Source organism: Mangrovibacterium sp., from assembly GCF_059905295.1.
In genome coordinates, this window is sequence record NZ_JBZQJF010000209.1 from 1 (window position 1) to 22,449 (window position 22,449).

At 43.9% G+C, this 22,449-nt stretch carries 18 protein-coding genes; 7 read left to right on the forward strand and 11 right to left on the reverse strand.

Annotated elements, in window-relative coordinates:
- The 9 genes from hisD to AC37HE_RS10945 all read right to left on the reverse strand — a co-directional run.
- Positions 1 to 1,188 (reverse strand): histidinol dehydrogenase (hisD, locus tag AC37HE_RS10905; protein WP_500782874.1); only part of this gene is annotated, 1,188 nt, incomplete at its 3' end.
- 170 nt (positions 1,189 to 1,358) lie between these two features.
- Entirely contained in the window at positions 1,359 to 2,219 is an 861-nt protein-coding gene (hisG, locus tag AC37HE_RS10910; RefSeq protein WP_500782875.1) for an ATP phosphoribosyltransferase, read from the reverse strand.
- A 288-nt stretch (positions 2,220 to 2,507) separates the two neighbouring features.
- Complete coding sequence (locus AC37HE_RS10915; protein ID WP_500782876.1) at positions 2,508 to 2,822, reverse strand: helix-turn-helix domain-containing protein; 315 nt, start codon at positions 2,820 to 2,822, stop codon at positions 2,508 to 2,510.
- A 345-nt stretch (positions 2,823 to 3,167) separates the two neighbouring features.
- A complete protein-coding gene (gene dnaJ, locus AC37HE_RS10920; RefSeq protein ID WP_500782877.1) occupies positions 3,168 to 4,337 on the reverse strand; it encodes a molecular chaperone DnaJ in 1,170 nt (389 codons plus the stop codon).
- Positions 4,338 to 4,358: 21 nt separating this feature from the next.
- Positions 4,359 to 4,952, reverse strand: a complete 594-nt coding sequence (locus AC37HE_RS10925) for a nucleotide exchange factor GrpE (protein ID WP_500782878.1) — start codon at positions 4,950 to 4,952, stop codon at positions 4,359 to 4,361.
- Positions 4,953 to 5,161: 209 nt separating this feature from the next.
- On the reverse strand, positions 5,162 to 5,683 hold the full coding sequence (locus AC37HE_RS10930; protein WP_500782879.1) for a TlpA family protein disulfide reductase: 522 nt from the start codon (positions 5,681 to 5,683) through the stop codon (positions 5,162 to 5,164).
- Between the two features lie 99 nt (positions 5,684 to 5,782).
- A complete protein-coding gene (gene murA, locus AC37HE_RS10935) occupies positions 5,783 to 7,090 on the reverse strand; it encodes a UDP-N-acetylglucosamine 1-carboxyvinyltransferase (protein WP_500782880.1) in 1,308 nt (435 codons plus the stop codon).
- A 26-nt stretch (positions 7,091 to 7,116) separates the two neighbouring features.
- Positions 7,117 to 7,728 (reverse strand): DUF4290 domain-containing protein, encoded by a 612-nt coding sequence (locus AC37HE_RS10940; RefSeq protein ID WP_500782881.1) that lies wholly within the window; start codon positions 7,726 to 7,728, stop codon positions 7,117 to 7,119.
- Between the two features lie 173 nt (positions 7,729 to 7,901).
- Positions 7,902 to 10,241 (reverse strand): ATP-dependent helicase, encoded by a 2,340-nt coding sequence (locus tag AC37HE_RS10945; protein WP_500782882.1) that lies wholly within the window; start codon positions 10,239 to 10,241, stop codon positions 7,902 to 7,904.
- Between the two features lie 271 nt (positions 10,242 to 10,512).
- On the opposite strand from AC37HE_RS10945, the gene AC37HE_RS10950 reads away from it, so the two are divergent.
- Positions 10,513 to 11,790: a T9SS type B sorting domain-containing protein gene (locus tag AC37HE_RS10950; RefSeq protein ID WP_500782883.1), complete on the forward strand. Its 1,278-nt coding sequence runs from the start codon at positions 10,513 to 10,515 to the stop codon at positions 11,788 to 11,790.
- Between the two features lie 99 nt (positions 11,791 to 11,889).
- On the opposite strand, the gene fusA2 is transcribed toward AC37HE_RS10950, so the two are convergent.
- Both fusA2 and AC37HE_RS10960 read right to left on the reverse strand, forming a co-directional pair.
- Positions 11,890 to 14,046, reverse strand: coding sequence for an elongation factor G2 (gene fusA2, locus AC37HE_RS10955; protein ID WP_500782884.1), 2,157 nt, complete (start codon positions 14,044 to 14,046; stop codon positions 11,890 to 11,892).
- A 105-nt stretch (positions 14,047 to 14,151) separates the two neighbouring features.
- Positions 14,152 to 14,343 carry a hypothetical protein gene (locus tag AC37HE_RS10960; protein WP_500782885.1) on the reverse strand — a complete coding sequence of 64 codons (192 nt, stop codon included), beginning with the start codon at positions 14,341 to 14,343 and terminating at the stop codon, positions 14,152 to 14,154.
- A 31-nt stretch (positions 14,344 to 14,374) separates the two neighbouring features.
- Between AC37HE_RS10960 and AC37HE_RS10965 the strand changes: the two genes are divergently transcribed.
- From AC37HE_RS10965 to fusA, 6 genes are all read left to right on the forward strand, one after another.
- The gene (locus tag AC37HE_RS10965) at positions 14,375 to 15,394 is read left to right on the forward strand and encodes a 2-hydroxyacid dehydrogenase (protein ID WP_500782886.1); all 1,020 of its coding nucleotides are present in this window, start codon (positions 14,375 to 14,377) and stop codon (positions 15,392 to 15,394) included.
- A gap of 388 nt (positions 15,395 to 15,782) precedes the next feature.
- Positions 15,783 to 17,972, forward strand: a complete 2,190-nt coding sequence (locus tag AC37HE_RS10970; protein ID WP_500782887.1) for a peptidase domain-containing ABC transporter — start codon at positions 15,783 to 15,785, stop codon at positions 17,970 to 17,972.
- Positions 17,973 to 18,044: 72 nt separating this feature from the next.
- Positions 18,045 to 19,349 (forward strand): HlyD family secretion protein, encoded by a 1,305-nt coding sequence (locus tag AC37HE_RS10975; RefSeq protein ID WP_500782888.1) that lies wholly within the window; start codon positions 18,045 to 18,047, stop codon positions 19,347 to 19,349.
- A gap of 203 nt (positions 19,350 to 19,552) precedes the next feature.
- On the forward strand, positions 19,553 to 19,933 hold the full coding sequence (gene rpsL / locus AC37HE_RS10980) for a 30S ribosomal protein S12 (RefSeq protein ID WP_120272535.1): 381 nt from the start codon (positions 19,553 to 19,555) through the stop codon (positions 19,931 to 19,933).
- A 115-nt stretch (positions 19,934 to 20,048) separates the two neighbouring features.
- Complete coding sequence (rpsG, locus tag AC37HE_RS10985) at positions 20,049 to 20,525, forward strand: 30S ribosomal protein S7 (protein WP_120272534.1); 477 nt, start codon at positions 20,049 to 20,051, stop codon at positions 20,523 to 20,525.
- A 48-nt stretch (positions 20,526 to 20,573) separates the two neighbouring features.
- Positions 20,574 to 22,449 (forward strand): elongation factor G (fusA, locus tag AC37HE_RS10990; protein WP_500782889.1); only part of this gene is annotated, 1,876 nt, incomplete at its 3' end.

Genomic DNA, 22,449 nt, shown 5'->3' on the forward strand with positions numbered 1-22,449 from the left:
AATACCTTCTTTCGAAATTTCCTGGAAAGTAATTTTCCGGGTGAAACTGTCCAGGTTAACACCGCTGAACGAGCGGGCCCAGCCGTTGGTTGGCAAGGTGTGGTTTGTTCCTGATGCATAGTCGCCGGCACTTTCCGGTGTGTAATTACCCAGAAATACTGATCCGGCATTGGTAATTTGTTCGGCAACATCCAGGTAATCACTCATGGAAATAATTAAGTGCTCCGGAGCGTACTCGTTGATGAGCTTAATCATTTCGGTTTTGTCGTTTAAAACGATTGCAACACTGTTTCCCAAAGCTTTCACCGCAATTTCAGCACGGCTTAACTCGTTCAGTTGCTTTTCAAGCTCGGCTTCAACCCGGTCGATGAGTTGAGTTGAATTGGTTACCAGGATAACCTGTGAATCGGGGCCGTGTTCGGCTTGCGAAAGCAGGTCGGAAGCAATGAAAGCCGGATTTGCAGATTCGTCGGCCATAACGGCCACTTCCGATGGACCAGCTGGCATGTCGATAGCCACATCGCTGATGCTGATCAACTGTTTGGCTGCCATGACATATTGGTTCCCTGGTCCAAAGATTTTATTGACTTTCGGAACATCACCGGCACCATAAGCCATTGCTCCAATGGCCTGAACACCTCCCAGCTTAAAGATTTTGGTAACACCAACCAATTGGGCTGCAAACAAAATTGCCGGGTTAATAGTACCATCCTTGGCCGGAGGTGTACAGAGTACGATTTCCTTGCAACCTGCAATTTTAGCAGGGAGGGCCAACATCAGGACGGTTGAGAAGAGTGGGGCAGAACCTCCGGGGATGTATAAGCCTACCTTTTCAATGGCTACAGCTTTTTGCCAGCAAATGACGCCCGGGCTGGTTTCAACCTTTTTGAGTTCCAGTTTCTGTTGTGCATGAAAACGATGAATGTTTGCGGCTGCCTGCTCAATGGCCGACTTCAGCTCAGTGTCAACCAAGCCAACAGCTTCCTGTATCTCCGCCTCGCTAACGGCGATATTTTCCAGAACTACACCGTCGAACTTTTCGGTGTATTTGCGAACGGCAACTTCACCTTCCGCCTTAATTTCATCTAAGATGTTTTGAACTCGCCCGGCTAAGTCGGCTGCGTTGAACAAGGGGCGTTCCAAAATTGCAGGCCACTCAGCAGGCGTTGGATTGATATAGCGTTTCATGCACGTACTTTTTTACAACAATTATCAAGTTTTATGAAAGATCGTTTCGTCGTCGTGCCTCCTCCTCGCGATGACGTCATTGCGATCCGGCAGCTGCCGGAGAGGAAGCAATCTTAACTGTCAATCTTAATCACATTTATTGCCAATTTGGATCTGGTTTGACCTCCGTATTAGAAGATCATTTTTTCGATTGGCATCACCAGGATTCCTTGAGCACCGGCCGTTTTTAGTTTGCCAATGATTTCCCAGAATTCTTTTTCAGCAATTACCGACGACAAAGATACCCATCCTTCTTCGGCCAATGGCGTAACGGTCGGGCTTTTCATGCCTGGAAGAATCGCAGATATTTCAGCTACTTTCTCTTTCGGGGCATTCAGAACGATGTATTTTTTGCCTTCAGCGCGTTGAACAGACTCTAAGCGGAAGATCAGTTCGTCGAGGATGGCTTGCTTTTCTGCAGGAAGATTCGGTGTTGCAATCAACAGGGCCTCTGATGGTGTAACCACTTCTACTTCTTTCAAACGGTTAGCCACCAGGGTTGAACCCGAGCTAACGATATCGAAAATTGCATCAGCTAAACCAATTCCAGGGGCAATCTCAACCGATCCGGTGATGACGTGAATGTCGGCATTTACCTTATTCTTATCGAGCCAGTCTTTTAAAATAACCGGGTAAGAAGTTGCAATTTTTTTGCCGTTGAAATATTCAGGTCCCTTGTAATCATCTGATTTTGGGATGGCCAGTGATAAGCGGCATTTGCTGAATCCAAGGCGTTTGGCAACAACGACGTTCATCTTTTTTTCCAGTACTTCGTTTTCACCAACGATACCAATGTCGGCAACGCCGTCGGCAACAGTTTGAGGGATGTCGTCGTCGCGCAGGAAAAGCGCTTCCATTGGGAAGTTTTTAGCTGAAGCCAGTAAAACACGGCTGCTGCCCAGTGAAAATTTGATTCCGGTTTCTTTGATTAAATCCATGGAATCTTCAAACAAGCGTCCTTTGTTTTGGACGGCAATCTTCAATTGTGTCATGATCAAGTTTTAAAAATAAAAAAGGCCTACCTGATGGTAAGCCTTCTTTGCGTTAATATTTTTTGTTTCAATGCGGACAAAAGAATTACGGCCTACCTTGTAATAGGAAAAGATGATGATGGCCGTGATGTCCGCAGTTGTAAAGCATTGTTCTTTATTTTTGATGTGCAAGTATAGTTATAAATTGAAATTGAACCAAAGGAATTTCTGTTAATTTAAAATTAAGAAATGATTTTTGTTAGTTTTATTTGTTATTGTCTAATTCTGTTCTCCGCTTTCACGAAGTTATTAGCTTGAAGGTTGTCGCAGTGCCTGTATCAACACCTGTTTTTCCGTTTCCAGTTGTTTTATTTTTTCCTGCTCGGCCGAGGGTGGGCTTTCGAGTGCCAGGCGGTTGGCAATTACCTGGAAGAAATTATAATTGAGGATGACTGATATTTCCTGTAGCCGGGAGATGGTCATTGTTTTGGACAGCATCATCTTGTTGACGGTATTGCGCGACACCCCGAGGGCTTGTCCCAGGGAGAAATAGGTCACCCCTTGTTCGTGCATTCTTTTCTTGATCTGGGAGATGAGTTCCTCGTGAGCGAATTTTTGCTGCATAATCAGGTGTTTTAGTGGCTGATCTTGTGTTTTTATTCAAGTTACAACAAATTATTCAGAATTGGTCGGTAATTGGATGAATTCGGGAAAAAAGGTAGTAAAAGAGGAATTGAATATGTAAAAGAGGAAAAGAATGAGTAAAAAGAGTAAGAATTGGATGATAAAAGGAGTTGAATAGGTGCAAATAGTGCTATTTTATGTTTTTATAGTATAAATGCTAACTCAGGAGGAAAAAATGGGTTGAAGGAGGTAATATTTTGGTTATTTGGAAGGTTAATCTCTAAAATGTGGAGATTACCGGCGGAAAGTAAAAAACCTCCCGAGGGGGAGGTTTTTGGGATGTATTTAGTCGAAAATATCTCTCATTTTCTCAAAGAAGTTCTTATCGCCCGGTGATGGATTGGCTTGGAAGTTTGGAGATTGCTGCAATTTTTCGAGCATCTTTTTTTCTTCGGCGCTAATCTTTTTCGGCGACCAGGCATGTATGCGAACCAGTAAATCTCCCTGTCCGTAGCCATTAACTTCAGGTAGGCCTTTGCCTCTTAGCCGGAGAATTTTTTCCGGTTGTGTGCCCGCTTCAATTTTGACTTTCACCTTGTTCTCAATGGTTGGAATCTCGGCAGTAGTTCCCAGTACGAAATCGGGCATCCCTAAAAACAGGTTGTAGATCAGGTTGTTTCCATCGCGAACCAGGTCCGGGTGTTGCTCTTCGGTAATAATGACGTGCAGGTCACCATTTACGCCACCACGACGTCCGGCATTTCCTTTGCCTGAGACGTTCAGTTGCATACCTTCGGCTACCCCTGCAGGTATCTTAAAGCTTACAACTTCTTCACCTTTTATGATTCCTTCGCCGTGACATTTGCTACACTTATTTTTAATAATCTGACCTTCGCCACTACATGTAGGGCAGGCTGAAGTGGTTTGCATTTGTCCCAGCAAGGTATTGGTAACACGGGTTACATGTCCGCTACCATGACAGGTTGAGCAGGTTTCGTAATCCGAACCGCCCTCGGCCCCTGAACCGTGACAACTGTCGCAGGTAACCTGTTTTTTGAGTTTTAGCTTTTTCTCTACCCCGTTAGCAACATCTTTCAGGCTCAGCGTAACTTTCACGCGCAAGTCCGATCCGCGGTGAACACGGCGTCCCTGGCTGCGACCACCGCCGCCAAAACCGCCAAAACCGCCAAAACCGCCGAAGCCACCTCCGCCACCGAAGATGTCCCCGAACATGGAGAAGATGTCATCCATAGACATATCGTGGCCACCAAAGCCACCTCCGGCAGCACCACCCATGCCCGCATGACCAAATTGATCGTAGCGTTGTTTCTTCTGTGGGTTGCTAAGCACTTCGTATGCTTCAGCTGCTTCTTTAAATTTTTCTTCCGCTTCTTTATTGTCCGGATTTTTGTCGGGGTGATATTGAATCGCCTTTTTGCGGTATGCTTTCTTGATCTCCTCAGCAGTAGCACTCTTGCTAACGCCTAAAACTTCGTAATAATCTCTTTTTGACATTCTTCCTCTGTTTTTTCTAAATTACTCGCCAATTACAACTTTGGCAAAGCGAATAACTTTTTCGTGTAACAGGTATCCTTTTTGGATTACATCAACAACTTTGCCTTTTAACTCTTCTGTGGGAGCCGGAATTTTAGTAATGGCTTCGTGAAGGTCGGTGTCAAAGTCTTTTTCTTTTGCATCAATCTCTTTAATTCCGTTCTGTTTCAGGAATTCCTGAAATTTAGAATAGATTAAGGTTACGCCTTGCTTCAGCGGGTTTTCATCATCAACATCACTAAAAGCAACGAGAGCACGTTCTAAATCATCAATAACCGGAATAATATTCATCAGGACGCCTTCACCTCCCGATTTCATTAACTCCATTTTTTCTTTCAGGGTACGTTTTCTGAAATTGTCAAACTCAGCTTGCAGACGGACATGTTTGTCTTTCATGTCTGCAATTTCATTCTGCAATTTTTCGATTTGCTCCTGCGTTTCGTCTTTCTTATCTTTTTTTGACTTTTTGTCGTGTTTATGTTCTTTTTTAGCAGTTTCTTCCTGTGCTGTTGCTTGTTCCTTATTTAATTCTTCAGCACTTGTTTCTTGCTCATTTACAACTTTTTCTTCTGCCATATTTATTTCTGTTTTTATTTTTAGACTGACATTTCACAAAAATACTGCCATCCAGTATATTGGGACATTTTGGCACTTTATTCTTTTTGAAAGCTGACAAAATTAGAATAAGAAAGGCAGTACGCAGGTACTACCTTCTTGATTTATTGCCTTTTTAGCAATTATTTCATTTGTAAGCTGTTCAATAAGATGCTCTATACGATTTCAGCTTATTTTAAAAGCTCTTTCAATTTGGCTGTTAAAGCCGGTCCGCGAAGGTTTTTAGCTACAATAATACCGTCGCCATTAATTAAGAAGTTCATAGGTATGCTCCGAACGCCGTAAACTGCGGCATATTTGGCATTCCATCCGTTGAGGTCACTGACATGATTTTTCCAGCTCAGGTGATCACTGGCAATTGCTTGTTGCCAGGCATCTTTCGATTTGTCGAGTGACACGCTGAACACAGTGAAACCTTTACCGTCTTTGAATTTTTCGTTTTTGTACGTTTGGTAAGCCTTAACCACGGTCGGGTTTTCGCGCCGGCAGGGGCCACACCAGGATGCCCAAAAATCGATTAAGACATATTGCCCTTTTAGCGAAGAAAGTTTTAATACGGTCCCGTCAGCTGTTTTTTCGGCTATTTCCGGTGCTTTGTTGCCTATGCTGATTCCAATTTTTTGTGCCTGGCTTAACTGTGGTGCAACCAGCACAAAGGCAAAAAGGAAGGCGATTATTAAATTCTTTTTCATAACCTGTGTAATTATTGCATTTATAATTTGCTTTCTTTATTAAAAACAGAATGTCGTGTTTTGTTTATTCTGTTTGCTAAAGTTAACAAAGTTTGTGCCTTAATTAATTCGTTGAATTGATGCACCCAAGGCATTTAAGCGTTCGTCAATAGCTTCGTAACCCCGATCGATTTGTTCAATATTCGAAATTTTACTGTTCCCTTGTGCTGAGAGAGCAGCGATTAACAGGGATACACCGGCACGAATATCCGGAGAACTCATGGTTGTTCCGCGGAGCTGAACTTGCTTATTGAGACCGATAACTGTTGCCCGGTGCGGATCGCAAAGAATAATTTGAGCACCCATATCAATCAGTTTGTCGACAAAGAACAGACGACTTTCAAACATCTTTTGGTGAATCAATACACTGCCTTTTGCCTGCGTGGCTACCACCAAAAAGATACTCAAAAGGTCTGGTGTTAAACCGGGCCATGGAGCATCGGCAATGGTCATAATTGACCCGTCGATGAATGTTTCAATTTCATATTCATCCTGAGCCGGAATATGTATGGTGTCGTTGGTGATTTCCATTTTGATTCCTAAGCGTTTGAAAGAATCGGGAATAATCCCCAAATGTGCAACGCCTGCATTGGGAATGGTAATGTCGGATCCGGTCATAGCAGCCAGACCAATGAAACTACCAACTTCAATCATATCGGGTAAAATACGATGATCACAGCCTGAGAGTGATGCTACGCCTTCGATCGTCAGTAAGTTTGAACCAATGCCGGTGATTTTGGCACCCATGCTTACCAGCATTCGCGAAAGTTGCTGCAGATAAGGTTCGCAGGCAGCATTGTATATGGTTGTTGTTCCTTCAGCTAACACAGCAGCCATTAAAATGTTGGCTGTCCCCGTTACCGATGCTTCGTCAAGGAGCATGTAGCTCCCGGTAAGCTTGTCTGCTTTTACGCTGAAGTAATGTTTTTCAGAGTCGAATTCGAATTTTGCTCCCAGTTTTTGGAGCCCCACAAAGTGGGTGTCCAGACGGCGGCGACCGATTTTATCACCTCCGGGTTGAGGGATATAGGCTTGTCCGAAACGAGCCAGTAATGGCCCTACAATCATGATGGAGCCACGTAGGCTTATCGCTTGTTGAGAGAATTGTTCACTTTTCAGATAATCAATGTTGATTGCATCAGCCTGAAAGCTGAAAGTGCCCTTTTGGATGCGTTCTGTTTTTACACCTAAATCAGATAGTAGTTCAATTAGTTTCAGTACATCTCTGATTTCGGGAATATTGCTAATTGTAATCTTTTCAGGGCTTAGCAGGGTGGCGCAAATAATTTGTAAAGCTTCGTTTTTGGCTCCTTGTGGTTCCAAAGTTCCGTTAAGCTTTCTGCCCCCTTCAATATGAAATGTTGCCATCTCCGGAGTAATTGTTTAAAAGCTGTTTATCGACGATGTTTCTTTTGATTGCGGGTGTTCTGGGTATTCTGCTTTTTACGGGTTTTGTTTTGCAGAAGGTCTTTGGTTTCAGCTAAATCCAGATCGTTACGTTTAATGTTTCCTCTGGATAAAATCTCCAGATCTTCGTAGATCTTTTCATCATCCACCGCATCCTTATTCCAGGTCAGGTAGCTTTTCTTCATGTGGTTGGCCAGTAGCTTAATCAGAATTTCTTTTTCTTCACCTGACTCATAATCATTTGCTTTGGCCACCATCGATTCCAGAATCTTGCCGTAATGGCGTAGCTTGATTCTTCCTGTGCTGTAGGGGATCCTTGCCGGTGGTTCGTTGAATGTTTCCCGACGTGGCGGATCATATGGATAGTCAATGTCTAATTGGAAATCAGACATGATGGCCAGGTGATCCCATAGTTTATGTTTAAAATCATTGATGTCACGAAGGTAAGGGTATAAGTTGCCCATAATATCAATAATTGTGCGGGATGCGCGGTTTCTTTCGTCCCTGTCTTCAATGGTCATGATATGGTCGACCATATTCTGTAAATTACGCCCATACTCCGGAAGGGGCATTTTCTTTCGGTTTGAATTGTAATCCATGTAAAATTTTCTAAAAAAAACTGAATTCAACTAAAGGGTTGAGTCAATCGGGTAATAATTCTGATTATCAGTTGTGAAGTGTATTCTTACTTGCAAAGCTAATCGAAATAACTACACAGCCAAATCTTTTGTTTGTAAAACTTGTAAAATACTGAGCTACTTAAGGCTTTCATTTAACGAACGATGCGCAATTTCGCGAATTTGAGCAGCAGTTGTTTTTGTCCCGCATTGGGGAAGAAAACAGTGGCTTTTAAGTTTGGAAACGCACCTTCAACCTGCTGAACTTTTCCTTTTCCAAAGCGCTGATGTTCAACCGTCATCCCGGATTGAATGTCGCGTGGATCATCCCCGTCAAAATTTTGATTTTGCTTTTTGGCTTCTCTAAGCTGCATGAGCTTTTGGTTCATCAGCTGCGGATTGGCATTGGCTGGCCGACCTGTCGCTTGCGGCTTTGGTTCTGGCTGAGGTTGAGGCTTTCGGAATCCGGCATAACCTCCGGCTTGTTGAGGCTCTCGCTCGTAACCTATTCCGTTCTCTTCAGGCATATCCAGGAAAAGCGGGTCTATTTCCATGATGAAACGACTGGGATTACAAAAATCCAGTTTTCCCCAGCGGTAGCGCTGTTTGGCGAAACTCAAATAAGCGTTTTCTTCAGCCCTTGTTAGGGCAACATAAAACAAGCGACGTTCTTCTTCAAATGATTCGATACTCGGGCTTGCTCCGCCCATGGGAGCCGAAGGGAAGAGATTTTCTTCCATACCCACAATGAACACATTTTTAAACTCCAACCCCTTGGAAGAGTGAACGGTCATTAAAGTAACTTTATCCAGATCTTCTTCTTTTTCACCGTCCTGGTCCGTCAGTAAGGCCACATCTTCCATGTAGTTTTCCAAGGCATTGGGCGATCCTTCCTCACGGGCATTGATGGTGAATTCCTGGATACCGTTTAACAATTCCTGGATGTTTTCAAATCGGCTCAATCCTTCTGGTGTTTGGTCACGATAAAGGTCTTTCATGATGCCGGTTTGCGTGGCAATATGGCTGGCTAACTCGTAAGCATCTGCGGTCTGAGCTTTTTCCTGGAATTGAGTTATCAGGTCGCTGAAGTTGACCAGTTTCGACAAAGTTCCTTTGTTGAGGTCGAGTGAAGGACCATCGTATTGCCGGCTTTTATCGATTACTTCGTAGATTGATTCTCCGGCCGAAACAGCAGCTTGCTCCAGTTTGGCAAGTGTTGTTGCTCCAATACCCCGGGCCGGATAGTTGATCACCCGTTTCAGAGCCTCATTGTCTTTGGAGTTAATCACCAGACGGAAATAACTCAGCAAGTCTTTAATTTCTTTCCGTTGGTAGAATGATAGTCCTCCGTAGATTTTATAGGGGATATTTCGCTTTCGCAAGGCTTCCTCGAAGATACGCGACTGTGCATTGGTGCGGTACAGAATGGCGTAATCCTGATAATGGTAATGCTTGCGCATGTGCGTTTCGCTGATCTCGTTAGCGACCAGGTAGCCTTCTTCATTGTCGGTTAAAGCCGAGAATACCTTGATGCGATTGCCTCCCTGTTTTTCAGAAAACACATTCTTTTGCAGCTGGCGTTTATTTTTTGCAATGACACTATTGGCTGCATTAACGATGGTTTGTGTTGACCGGTAGTTCTGTTCCAGCTTGAAAACCTGGTGTTTCGGGTAATCTTTTTGAAAGTTCAGGATATTCTCAATTCTGGCACCCCTGAAGGAATAGATACTTTGGGCATCATCGCCTACAACACAAAGGTTTTGGTGCATTGCAGCCAGATTTTTGATGATCAGGTACTGTGAGAAGTTGGTATCCTGGTACTCATCAACCAGTAAGTAATCAAACTTCTGCTGATACTTGGCAAGGATGTCTTTGTGGTCGCGAAAAAGAATGTTTGTTTTGAGCAACAGGTCATCAAAGTCCATGGCCCCTGCTATTTTACAGCGTTTGTCGTATTCTTTATAAATCTCGGCAATACGTGGCATGCGGATGCTCATGTCGTACTCCATGATCTGTGCGTTCTGCTGATATGCTCCAGCTGTAATCAAATTGTTTTTAGCTGAAGAAATCCGGCTGGCAACGACATTGGGCTTGTACGTTTTTTCGTCCAGCTGCATGCTTTTCAGAATCGTTTTAATCAAGCTTTTGGAGTCGGCTGAATCGTAAATGGTAAAGTTCGACGGGAACCCCAGAACTTCAGCTTCCGTTCTTAGGATGCGTGCAAAAATGGAGTGAAACGTTCCCATCCATAGATAGCGGGCGGTCGATTGCCCAACGATTGTTGCAATCCGCTCCTTCATCTCTTTGGCCGCTTTATTGGTAAAGGTCAGGGCCAGAATACTGCCAGGTTTAGCTCCTTTTTGCAGTAGGTGCGCTATGCGGAAAGTCAACACACGGGTTTTTCCGGAGCCTGCACCAGCTATGACCAGTGATGGGCCGTCAATATTTACAACTGCCTGATGTTGGGCCTCATTTAATCCGTCCAAATAATTCATGCTTAATCAAATCTTTTGAGGATAAGAGTCATTCTTATCGCTTATATCTTCAGTTTATTATACAAAGCCTGCAATTGGGTGTGGGGGCAATTTCAATCCTTGGCTCAAAAGTAAAACCTATTTTCCGGATTCATTGTTTAGCAGCCCGATAGTTTTCAACAAGAAATGAAAAGATCATTTCGGTAATAAAAATAAGGCTATCGCAAAAGATAAATGAATTTTATGCGTTAATATTGTGTAATTCGAAGTACAAAACCTGATTCTGTTGCAGATGAAGCATTTATTTTCAGTTCTTTTTGCAATCTCTGTTTTATGCTATGCCGTCGATTCCAACGCGCAAATTTCAGCCAATTCCGATGGTCAAACATTAACTAATTACTCCTCCGGGGCGCAGGATGCTATTTATACGTTTTGCGGACAGCAGGGAGGGGCATCGGGTAGTCTAACGGCCCAGTTTTCGACAGGCGTGGCAGCCGATTTTGAGTGGTTGAAATACAATGCCACTACAGCTTCTTTTGATCCCTATTATGCCGGAGATTTGGGTGTTGAAACTTCCACTATTAATGGCTTGGCCGATGGTTGCTATCGTGTGAATGTAACATCGGGTGGAACAACAGAAACCTATACTGCCTGGGTTTTTACCAGTTGGTATGAGGTGAGTGCTGAAATTACCGAAGTAACCTGTGACTATTTCAAGATAACCGGTTCATTGACGGAGGCAAATTTGCAATATACTGATCTGTCGACCGGCGGAACTTTATCTGTCGTTAAGAATGTTCAGGTGAAGTGGGAGGCCGGCTCAGAAGCGCTGAGTACGCTGTTGAGCCCGACTATTTATTATCCTCCAAGTACCAATACAACCTACAATTTGACAGTTTACGACGACTTGGGGTGCTCGGCAACGACCAGTGTCTATTATGAATCGGTTGTGCCAAAAGCCGATTTCACTGCCAGCCCCGAAAGTGGAGAGGCTCCATTGGAAGTGAGCTTTACAAATCAGTCGCAAAATGCCGATGAGTATGAATGGTTCTTTTTTCGGGATATCTCAGAAATCCGGGCCGAAGCTGCTGCTCAGGGAGTTGTTTCCGATAGTATTATGGATGTAGCCCTGGATCAAAATCCGGTTTATACCTTCCAGAATTCGGGCCAGTATATGGTGAAAATGGTTGCTACAAAAAACTCAGCTGAGTTGGTATGTCGCGACACGGTTTACCTGGATTACTATATCAAAGTTGATACTTCATATATTGATGCTCCCAACTTCTTTACACCGAATGGTGATGGGGATAACGATAAGTTCGTAGTTTATTTTACTTCGATGAAGAGCATTGATATTAAAATCTACAATCGTTGGGGGAAAAGTGTGTATGCCGTGAGTCGAAATAACCTCGGGAATTTTGAGAGTGACGGCGAAGACTTGGGCTGGGATGGTCGGATTGGCGGCCGCCTGGCAAGTCCGGGAGTTTATTTTTACGTTGTTGAAGGGCGGGGGCGTGACGACCGTAAGTGGCATAAGTCCGGGTTCTTCCATTTGTTCAGGCCTAAGTAAATCAAGCAGAATAGATCAAAAAATAACCCCGAATCATCCGACTCGGGGCTTTCTTTCATAACAATTACTATAAAACTATAATCTGATGGCTTTTTTAGGTTATTCTTCGACCATTTCAGCTGCATAGCTGTGTAATAATTCATCCTGAACTTCTTGTGGTACTTTTTCGTAACCGTCGAAACTCATACTAAAGCGTCCGCGACCTTGCGTGATCGAGCTCAGGGATGTTGAGTACTTAAACATTTCTTTCAGTGGTACGCGGGCTTCGATTTTCTCGTAGCCTTTTTCGCTACCCATTCCCATGATCAGAGCGCGTCGGCCTTGCAGGTCACTCATTACGTCGCCCATGCGTTCGCTGGGTACCATGACTTCAATATTATAAATCGGTTCCAGAATCTTGGGGCCAGCTTCTTTAAAGGCAGTTGAGAAGGCATGGCGTCCGGCTAATTTGAACGAGATCTCGTTGCTGTCAACGGGGTGCATTTTCCCATCGTACACATAAACCCGAATGTCGCGTGCATAAGAACCAGTGAGCGGTCCTTCTTCCATTTTTTCCATAATTCCTTTTAGGATGGCTGGCATAAAACGGCCATCAATTGAACCACCTACAATGCAGTTGTGGAAGATCAGTTTACCTCCCCATGGAAGTTGGTGCTCCTGGGTGTCGCGAACTGAAAGCTTCTGCTCTTTATCGCCCATCTTAAATGAACTGCGAGCTTCACTGCCTTCTTCATAAGGCTCAATAACCAGGTGTACCTCACCAAACTGACCGGCGCCACCCGATTGCTTTTTGTGGCGGTAGTCTGCTTGTGCCGACCGGGTGATGGTTTCGCGGTAAGGAACTTTTGGAGCTTTGAATTCAATATCGAGCTTGAAAACATTTTTGTAATACCAAAGCAGTGCGTTTTGGTGGTACTCGCCTTGACAGTGCACCAGCATCTGTTTCAGTTCTTTGGAGTACTCAACAATGAAAGTTGGGTCTTCATCGTGCATCTTTGCGAACATTTCGCTCACTTTTTCCTCGTCGGCTTCATTAACTGCTGAAAGTGCAACGGTATGCCGCGACGTCGGAAACTCAATGGGCTTGAAGTCGTAATGGGCTACTTTTTCACTCAGGGTGTGGTTCACCTTGGTTTCGCGTAGCTTGACAGTCGATCCAATGTCGCCGGCGATCATTTCGGCCACTTTAATGCGGTTTTTGCCCGCATTGACAAATATTTGAGAGATACGTTCTTTATTTTCAGTTTTCGAGTTGGTTAGGTCTTGTCCTTCCTTGACGGTACCGCTCATCACTTTGAAGAAGGTGATTTCACCGACGTGTTGCTCGATCGTTGTTTTGAAAACAAACAGGGAAGGTGATTCCGATGGATCTACCTTGGGGTGCTTGCCATTCAATTCCGGAATCTCAACGGCTTCGGCCGGTGAAGGTGTAATGTTGGTGATGAATTCCATCAGGCGACTTACACCCACATCTTGCTTGGCTCCCGTGCAGAAAACAGGGAATAACGAGCGTTCGATCATGCCCAGTTTGATACCCTGGCGCATTTCATCTTCGGTTAAGGAGCCTTTTTCAAAATAAAGTTCCATCAAACCTTCATCGTTTTCGGCAGCCATTTCCACTAATTCGTTATGCAGTTCATCAGCTCGTTCTTTCTCGCTGTCGGGGATGTCTGTTATTTCAACCGGTCCGCCATCCAGGGAGTATTTGTATTGTTTCATCTTCAATACATCGATGATGGTGTTGAAGTCGGGACCTGCATTTACCGGGTATTGTACCGTTGTGACTTTATTGCCGTATAGTGCTTTGGCTTGTTCAAGGGTTTGTTCGTAGTTGACATTTTCGTGGTCGAGGTGGTTGAACAGGAAGATCACCGGTTTGTGTGCAGTTTCGGTAATTCGGTAGGCTGATTCAGTTCCTGATTCGATGCCGTGAGGCGTATTGATAACAATAATTGCACTACCAACAACGTGGAGTGCCCCAACAACCGCACCTCGAAAGTCGTCCATTCCCGGAGTGTCGAGGATATTGATCTTTTTATTGTTGTATTCAGCATGCAGTACTGTCGAAAAAACAGAGTTGCCATAATCCTGCTCAATGGGCTGGTAGTCCGATACCGTGTTACCGGCTGTTACTTCGCCCCGGCGGTTGATTACTCCACCCTCCAGCAGCATGGCCTCTGCGAGGGTGGTTTTCCCAGTGCCGGCATTGCCAATTAGTGCAATGTTCCGGATTTCATCAGTCTTATATACTCTCATAATCGCTGATTTTATTGGTTAGATAAACGTTTTATTGTGGTTTGATTTCTGAGGTTGCTTTCAAATTTAATAATAATTTCTTAACAATATTGCGTATGCCCTGCGTTAAAATATGTTATTGAAATGATGCTGAATTTGGCGTGTTGGTTTGCTTAAATCAATTACTTTCGGTAAATAAAGAGCACGCATTTTAAGGGCTGTGTTTGCTCTGTTTTTTTGAGGCGTTTTTGGCTTCTGTTTTTCTTTTGGTGTTAATGTTGAGATGGCCGAACCTTTAGTCGTTTCAGGCTGTTTCATATGAACTCATTTAATTTTGACATTCGATATTATGACAGAAGAGAAAAACAAGCCTTTAATCGCCTTTTTCGATACCAAACCGTACGATCGTGAGGTGTTTAACCAGTTGAACGAAAACTACGGTTACCGCATTAAGTTTTTTCAATATCATATTACGCCCGATAACTGCATCCTGGCGAAGGATGCCGATGTTGTCGTGGTTTTTGTGAACGATATAATTTCAGCCAGTGTGATCGACCAGTTGGCAGACTTTGGGGTGAAGCTAGTGGCTTTGCGCTGCTCGGGTTTTAATAATGTGGATTTGAAACACGCCAAAGGAAAACTGCGGATTGTGCGAGTGCCGGCTTATTCCCCAAATGCGATTGCCGAACATACGGTGGCATTGATGATGACGCTGAACCGGAAAATCCACCGGGCTTATTTTCGGACCCGTGATGCGAATTTTACATTGAACGGTTTAATGGGCTTTACCATGCAGGGTAAAACAGCTGGTGTTATCGGAACCGGTAAGATTGGTAAAGCGCTGGTGAAAATTCTGAAAGGTTTCGATATGGATGTGTTGGCTTACGACCCCTATCCCGACGAGAAGTTCGCCAAGTCGGTTGGTTGCCGCTATGTTGACCTGGATTCGCTTTTGCAGCAATCGGATGTTATTTCGCTGAACTGCCCGCTCACCCGCGAGACGAAGTGGCTGATTGATAAAGATGCCATTGCAATGATGAAGCAAGGGGTGATGATTGTGAATACCGGCCGTGGTAAGCTGATTCGTACTTCGGACCTGATTGACGGACTGAAGTCGGGCCAGGTGGGGGCTGCTGGCCTCGATGTGTATGAGGAAGAGAGTGAATACTTCTTCGAGGATTTGTCCGATCGTGTGTTGTTCGACGATACACTGGCGCGTTTGCTTACCTTCAATAATGTGATTATTACTTCGCACCAAGCCTTTTTTACCCGTGAGGCTTTGATGAATATTGCAGGTGTTACACTCGATAATATTACCGATTTCTTTGCTGGCAAGGATCTGGTAAACGAAGTGGTTTATACCGAGTAGAAACGGAATGAATTATATCCCGCAAACGCAGATCAGACCGGTCTGCGTTTGTAGTTTGAGGAAATGTGGGCTTGGAAATCTTTCAGGGAATGAATCCATTTTTAGCACAGTAATTCGTGAAAAAAAATACTCGTTGCACGGAGTGAAATGGTTATTGCTTAAGTTGGAGCAGGCATTGTTTAAGTCCAAGTGGTTATTGTTTAAGTTGGGGCAGGCATTGTTTACAATGAATCGGTTATTGCAGGTTAAAGTTCAATATGTCGTGAATTAATCGTGTTTGAAGGCTTGAAAAACCTAGCTATTAACGACAGGTTGTGGATAAGTTATTTCGACGGGAGGGCAAAGCGCTCTTATTTCGCCCTATATTTATTGCATTAACTGTGTACGTATGTCCCGATTTCCTCATTTTAAACAACCGGATGCTATGGACTGTGGGCCTACCTGCCTGCGTATGATTGCCAAGTTCTATGGCAAAAGCATTCCGTTGGATTATCTCCGGGACCAATCTCATATCTCACGTGAAGGTGTTTCCCTGCTGGGCATCAGCGATGCAGCCGAGGCTATCGGTATGCGATCGATGGGGACGAAGGTGTCGTTCGAGCAGTTGGTGAACGATGTGCCTAAGCCATGCATTGTGCACTGGGATCAGAATCACTTTGTGGTGCTGTACGAGGCGCGCAAAGGGAAAATACATGTCGCTGATCCGGCTTTTGGGCTGGTGAAATACACCGATGCCGAGTTTAAGCAGCACTGGCTGGCAACAGCCAAGGAAGGAGTTAGCAAAGGAATTTGCCTGATGCTTCAGCCTACGCCAACTTTTTATGAGCGTGAGGATGAAAAGCAGCCCAAAGGTGGCTTCACTTTCCTGTTTCGTTATTTGCGCCCGCATCGCCGGTTGATGGGGCAGTTGCTTGTTGGCTTTATTGCAGCCAGCCTTATTCAGCTTATTTTTCCTTTTTTGACCCAGAGTTTGGTCGATGTGGGGATTAATAACCAGGATCTGAATTTCATTTACCTGGTGTTGATTGCACAAATGGTGCTTTTCATAGGGCAGACTTCCATCGAGTTTATTCGCTCCTGGATCCTGTTGCATATATCCACCCGAATCAATATTTCCATTATATCCGACTTTCTGATTAAGCTGATGAGGCTGCCAATTGGTTTTTTCGATACCAAAATGATTGGCGACCTGATGCAGCGCATCCAGGATCACCGGCGCATCGAACGCTTCCTTACAACGCAAACGCTAGGTGTGCTGTTTTCGGTTGTGAGTCTGTCGGTTTTTGCCATTGTGCTGGCGATCTATAGCTGGGTAATCTTGCTGATTTTCCTGATCGGTTCGGCTGTCTATGTGGTTTGGGTGTGGTTGTTTATGCGGAAGCGGCGGGAACTGGACTATAAGAAGTTCTCGCACATGTCGGATAATCAAAGCATGTTGATTCAGTTGATCACCGGAATGCAGGAGATCAAACTGAACAACTACGAAAAACAAAAGCGTTGGGAATGGGAGCGTATACAGGCCCGCCTGTTTCGGGTAAACGTGCAAAATCTCTCTGTGGACCAATATCAGCAGGCGGGATCTGTATTCGTTAACCAGACTAAAAACATACTGATTACCGTTGTTGCGGCAATGGCTGTGTTGAATGGCGAAATGACACTGGGTATGATGCTGGCTGTGCAGTTTATCATTGGACAGATGAATAGCCCGCTGAGTGAAATGATCAACTTTATGCATCTGGCACAGGAAGCGAAAATATCGCTGGAACGGTTAGGTGAAATTCATAATAAGAAAGAGGAAGAAGATAAGGATAAGCCTTTGCTGAATACCATGCCTTTGGATAAAACACTGTATATCGAAGATCTGGTGTTCCAGTATGAAGGGCCTCATTCGCCCAAGGTTTTGAAGGATATCAACCTGACAATTCCGGAAAAGAAGATTACGGCAATTGTCGGAACCAGTGGCAGTGGAAAGACAACCTTGGTGAAGTTACTGCTGGGCTTCTATCCGCCGGCAAGTGGTAAGATCAGGGTTGGCGAAACCGATCTTCAGAATTTTTCGCAGCAATGGTGGCGCACCAAGGTGGGAGCCGTCATGCAGGATGGCTTTATCTTTTCGGACACTATTGTGTCGAATATTGCAGTGGGGGTTGAACGGCTGGATAAAGAGCGTTTGTTGTTTGCTGCTAAAATGGCGAATCTGATGGATTTGATCGAAGGATTGCCATTGGGTTTCAATACAAAAATTGGTCAGGATGGCCATGGATTGAGCCAGGGGCAAAAACAGCGGATCCTGATTGCTCGGGTGATTTATAAGAATCCCGATTACCTGTTCTTTGATGAAGCAACCAATGCGCTGGATGCAAATAATGAGAAGGTAATCATGGAGAACCTGAATAAAGTATACGAAGGCAAGACGGTTGTGGTGGTTGCTCACCGCCTGAGTACGGTTAAAAATGCCGACCAGATCGTGGTGATCGATCGTGGCGAAATCGTTGAGCTTGGTACCCATGAAGAGCTAACCGCTAAGCGCGGTGCTTATTATAATTTAGTGAAAAACCAACTGGAACTGGGAAGTTAAAAGGAAAGTATTTAGTAATGGTTTCCGCGGAAAACATTACAAATCATAATAATCAGCGTCTAAAAAAAGAACATGCCACAAAGAGAAGGTCATATCAATCGTAGTGACGAGGTGCAGGAGATCATCGGGAAATCTCCCTCGTGGTTATTGCGGAGCGGTCAAACTGCTTTGTTGATCTTTTTGGTGGTATTGCTCATCGGAAGTTGGCTGTTTCATTATCCCGATATCATCAGTGCCCGGGTGACGGTTTATACCGAAAATCCGCCGGCTCATATTGTTGCGCGCACTACCGGAAGGATTGATCACCTGTTGGTGGACGACGAGGATACGGTGACAAGGGGCGATGTGATTGCAATTCTTGAGAATGCGGCAAGTTATGATGATGTTGTTTTGCTGCAAAAGAGCCTTGTCGATGTTGATCGCTTTTTGATTTCGTTCGATACAATATATTATAAGGTATTAACTGCTGATTACCGGCTGGGGGATATTCAGTCTGACTATTCCTCGTTTTTGCGTCTCTATAATAATTATATCAGCTTTATCCGTTTGGGTTTTTATCCGCAAAAGGTGAAGTCGCTGGAGCAGCAGGTGCATATGCAGCGCATTTATTACGATCGTTTGTGGAGTCAACGGCAAATCCTCGAAAACGAATACAATATTGCTATCGATCAATTCCGGCGCGATTCATTGCTGTATCGCAAGGAGGTTCTTTCGCTGGTTGATTATAAGAGCTCGGAGTCGGCGATGCTTCAAAAGAAATTCAGCTTTAATGAGTCGCGTACAAACCTGGCTGAAACGCAGAAAGATATTATTGAGCTCGAACAGGAGGTAATCGGGGCTCAAAAAGAATATGAAGATCAAAAGTTGAAGTTTCAGACCGAGATGATTGAGTCGTATAATATTCTGAAGAGTCGTCTGGATTACTGGTTTAAAACCTTTGTTTTGGAAACGCCTATTGATGGTAAGGTGACTTTTACAAATTACTGGAGTAAAAACCAACAGGTGAAAACCGATGAGGTTGTTTTTACAGTTGTTCCGTTCCACGAGAGTAAAATTATAGGGCGTGTTAATTTACCGCTTCGCGGTGCCGGTAAGGTGAAGCCCGGTCAGCGGGTTAATATCCGCTTTGATAACTTCCCCTATATGGAGTATGGGATTGTAAAAGGCACGGTTAAGTCCATTTCGTTAGTGCCTTCCAATGATAATTATATTGCCGAAGTTGAGTTGCCTCAGGACCTGAAAACGAATTACGGTATCCCGTTGGTGTTTAGTCAGGAGATGAAAGGGGATGCCGAAATTGTTACCGAAGACCTTCGCCTGATTCAACGCTTTTTCAATCCTATAAAATCGCTATTTAAGTCCAAAGTCATGGACTAGCCTGATTTCCAATCTAAAATTTTCAAAAAATATCAAAAAACAGCAGTAAAAGCTATTGTTCTTTGTTGAAAATTAGTACTTTTGCCAACCGTTTTTGGAGAGTTCTATCCGAAACCGAACGAGACTGTATTCGTATTTGTCAGAAGATCAATGTGTTTTATAGTCGTTAATTTGAAACTTATAATTATAAATTAAATAGTTGTATGCCTACAATTCAGCAGTTAGTTAGAAAGGGGAGACAATCAAATGTAGTAAAGAGTAAATCTCCTGCATTGGATTCTTGCCCGCAGAGAAGGGGCGTATGTGTGCGTGTGTACACTACAACTCCTAAAAAGCCGAACTCAGCTATGCGTAAAGTAGCTCGTGTTCGTTTGACAAACGGAAAAGAAGTGAATGCTTACATTCCGGGTGAAGGTCATAATCTTCAGGAACACTCTATTGTATTAGTTCGTGGTGGTCGTGTTAAAGACTTACCAGGGGTACGTTATCACTTGATTCGCGGTGCTTTGGATACAGCCGGTGTGGCTAACCGTACGCAACGTCGTTCTAAGTATGGTGCTAAACGTCCTAAAGCGGCTAAGTAATCAAATAGAGTAGAGTTTTAGTGGTTTGGTTGAGTAAATGATCTCAGCAGAGGCTGAGGGAATTGAAGCTCAATTTTAGTCACAACCAATTCGAATAACACTAGAAAAAATTGCAATGAGAAAAGCAAAACCAAAGAAGCGGATCACTCTTCCTGATCCAAAATTTAACGACGTTCTTGTAACACGTTTTGTAAATGATTTGATGATTGATGGTAAAAAATCAATCGCATACGGAATCTTCTACGATGCATTGACTATCGTTGAAAACCGTATGAAAAATGACGAAGTTGCTCCACTTGATGTGTGGAAAAAAGCATTGGAGAATGTAACTCCTGCAGTCGAAGTGAAAAGCCGCCGTGTAGGTGGTGCTACTTTCCAGGTTCCAATGGAAATCCGTCCGGAACGTAAAGTATCTATTTCAATCAAAAACTTGATTTTATTCGCACGTAAACGCTCAGGCAAATCAATGGCTGACAAATTAGCTGCTGAAATTCAAGCCGCGTACAACGAAGAAGGTGGTGCTTTCAAGAAGAAAGAAGAAACTCACCGTATGGCCGAAGCTAACCGTGCGTTCGCTCACTTCCGTTTCTAATTGGTAGTGGAATATAAATAATAGAAATCAAGATTAGAAAAAGTAATCATGGCTAGAGATCTAAAATATGTAAGGAATATCGGTATCATGGCTCACATTGATGCCGGTAAAACGACAACAACTGAGCGGATCTTGTTCTATACAGGTCTGACACACCGCATCGGTGAAGTACACGATGGTGCTGCTACCATGGACTGGATGGAGCAAGAGCAGGAACGTGGTATTACCATTACTTCTGCTGCAACCACTACATTCTGGAATCACAACGATCAGCAACACCAAATTAACATCATCGATACCCCGGGACACGTTGACTTTACTGTTGAGGTAGAGCGTTCATTGCGTATCTTGGACGGTGCTGTTGCTTTGTTTTGTGCTGTAGGTGGTGTAGAAGCTCAGTCGGAAACTGTATGGCGTCAGGCTGAAAAGTATGGCGTACCTCGTATCGGATTCGTTAATAAAATGGACCGTTCAGGTGCTGATTTCTTCGATGTTGTTTCTCAGGTAAGAGATAAACTGGGTGCCAATCCTGTTCCAATTCAAATTCCTATCGGTGCTGAAGAAGCTTTCCTGGGAGTTATTGACTTGCTTGAAAACAAAGCTATCGTTTACAGCGATCACGGTGACTTCGGTTCAACTTTCGAAGTACAAGATATTCCTGCTGATATGGCAGAGCAAGCTGCTGAATACCGTGCTGCTTTGATTGAAGAAGTAGCTGTGTTGGATGAAGCTTTGATGGAACGCTTCTTCGAAGATCCGGATTCAATTACTGCAGAAGATTTGATCCCGGTTATTCGTAAAGCTACAATTGAAGGTTTGATTGTACCGATGATGTGTGGTTCAGCTTTCAAGAACAAAGGTGTTCAGCGTTTATTGGATGCAGTTTGTGAATTCTTACCTAGCCCGCTGGATAACGGTGAAATTAAAGGTACAGATATTCATACTGGTGAACCGGTAATGCGTCACCCGGATGTTAATGAGCCTTTGGCTGGATTGGCCTTCAAAATCGCAACTGACCCTTATGTAGGACGTTTGTGTTTCGTGCGTATTTACTCAGGTGTGTTGAATGCTGGTGATTCAGTTTACAACTCACGTACAGGTAAAAAAGAGCGCATTTCGCGTTTGTTCCAAATGCACTCAAACAAACAAAATCCAAAGGATATAATTGAGGCAGGTGATATCTGTGCAGCTGTAGGTTTCAAGGATATTCGTACTGGTGATACTTTGTCTGCATTAGACAGTCCGGTAGCACTGGAATCTATGGAATTCCCTGAGCCGGTAATCGGTATCGCTGTTGAGCCAAAAACTCAAAAAGATATGGACAAGTTGGGTATCGGTTTGGCTAAATTGGCTGAAGAAGATCCAACTTTCAAAGTAAATACAGACGAAGAAACTGGTCAAACAGTAATTCGTGGTATGGGTGAGCTTCACCTTGAAATTATCATCGATCGTTTGAAACGTGAATTTAAAGTTGAATGTAACCAAGGTAAACCTCAGGTTGCTTACAAAGAAGCAATCAGCAAGGAAGTACAGTTGCGTGAGACTTATAAGAAGCAAACAGGTGGTCGTGGTAAATTCGCCGACATCATCGTTAAAGTTGGTCCTGCTGACGAAGGTAAAGAGGGCTTAACTTTCATCAACTCTGTAACTGGTGGACGTATTCCTCGCGAATTCATTCCTTCAGTACAAAAAGGTTTCGAAACAGCCATGTTGAATGGTCCGTTGGCCGGTTTCCAATTAGACAGCCTTCAGGTTGAATTGTTGGATGGTTCATTCCACGCAGTTGACTCTGACCAGTTATCATTCGAAATTTGTGCTCGTCAGGCATTCAAATCAGCTGCATCGCAAGCTGGTCCAAAATTGCTTGAGCCGATTATGAAAGCTGAGATCGTTACTCCAGAAGAGTATATGGGTGATATCATCG

Bases quoted from the DNA above. Each gene is read 5' to 3' on its own strand.
- hisG (WP_500782875.1), bottom strand. From the start codon at position 2,219: ATGACACAATTGAAGATTGCCGTCCAAAACAAAGGACGCTTGTTTGAA.
- AC37HE_RS10915 (WP_500782876.1), bottom strand. From the start codon at position 2,822: ATGCAGCAAAAATTCGCTCACGAGGAACTCATCTCCCAGATCAAGAAA.
- dnaJ (WP_500782877.1), bottom strand. From the start codon at position 4,337: ATGTCAAAAAGAGATTATTACGAAGTTTTAGGCGTTAGCAAGAGTGCT.
- AC37HE_RS10925 (WP_500782878.1), bottom strand. From the start codon at position 4,952: ATGGCAGAAGAAAAAGTTGTAAATGAGCAAGAAACAAGTGCTGAAGAA.
- AC37HE_RS10930 (WP_500782879.1), bottom strand. From the start codon at position 5,683: ATGAAAAAGAATTTAATAATCGCCTTCCTTTTTGCCTTTGTGCTGGTT.
- murA (WP_500782880.1), bottom strand. From the start codon at position 7,090: ATGGCAACATTTCATATTGAAGGGGGCAGAAAGCTTAACGGAACTTTG.
- AC37HE_RS10940 (WP_500782881.1), bottom strand. From the start codon at position 7,728: ATGGATTACAATTCAAACCGAAAGAAAATGCCCCTTCCGGAGTATGGG.
- AC37HE_RS10945 (WP_500782882.1), bottom strand. From the start codon at position 10,241: ATGAATTATTTGGACGGATTAAATGAGGCCCAACATCAGGCAGTTGTA.
- AC37HE_RS10950 (WP_500782883.1), top strand. From the start codon at position 10,513: ATGAAGCATTTATTTTCAGTTCTTTTTGCAATCTCTGTTTTATGCTAT.
- fusA2 (WP_500782884.1), bottom strand. From the start codon at position 14,046: ATGAGAGTATATAAGACTGATGAAATCCGGAACATTGCACTAATTGGC.
- AC37HE_RS10960 (WP_500782885.1), bottom strand. From the start codon at position 14,343: ATGAAACAGCCTGAAACGACTAAAGGTTCGGCCATCTCAACATTAACA.
- AC37HE_RS10965 (WP_500782886.1), top strand. From the start codon at position 14,375: ATGACAGAAGAGAAAAACAAGCCTTTAATCGCCTTTTTCGATACCAAA.
- AC37HE_RS10970 (WP_500782887.1), top strand. From the start codon at position 15,783: ATGTCCCGATTTCCTCATTTTAAACAACCGGATGCTATGGACTGTGGG.
- AC37HE_RS10975 (WP_500782888.1), top strand. From the start codon at position 18,045: ATGCCACAAAGAGAAGGTCATATCAATCGTAGTGACGAGGTGCAGGAG.
- rpsL (WP_120272535.1), top strand. From the start codon at position 19,553: ATGCCTACAATTCAGCAGTTAGTTAGAAAGGGGAGACAATCAAATGTA.
- rpsG (WP_120272534.1), top strand. From the start codon at position 20,049: ATGAGAAAAGCAAAACCAAAGAAGCGGATCACTCTTCCTGATCCAAAA.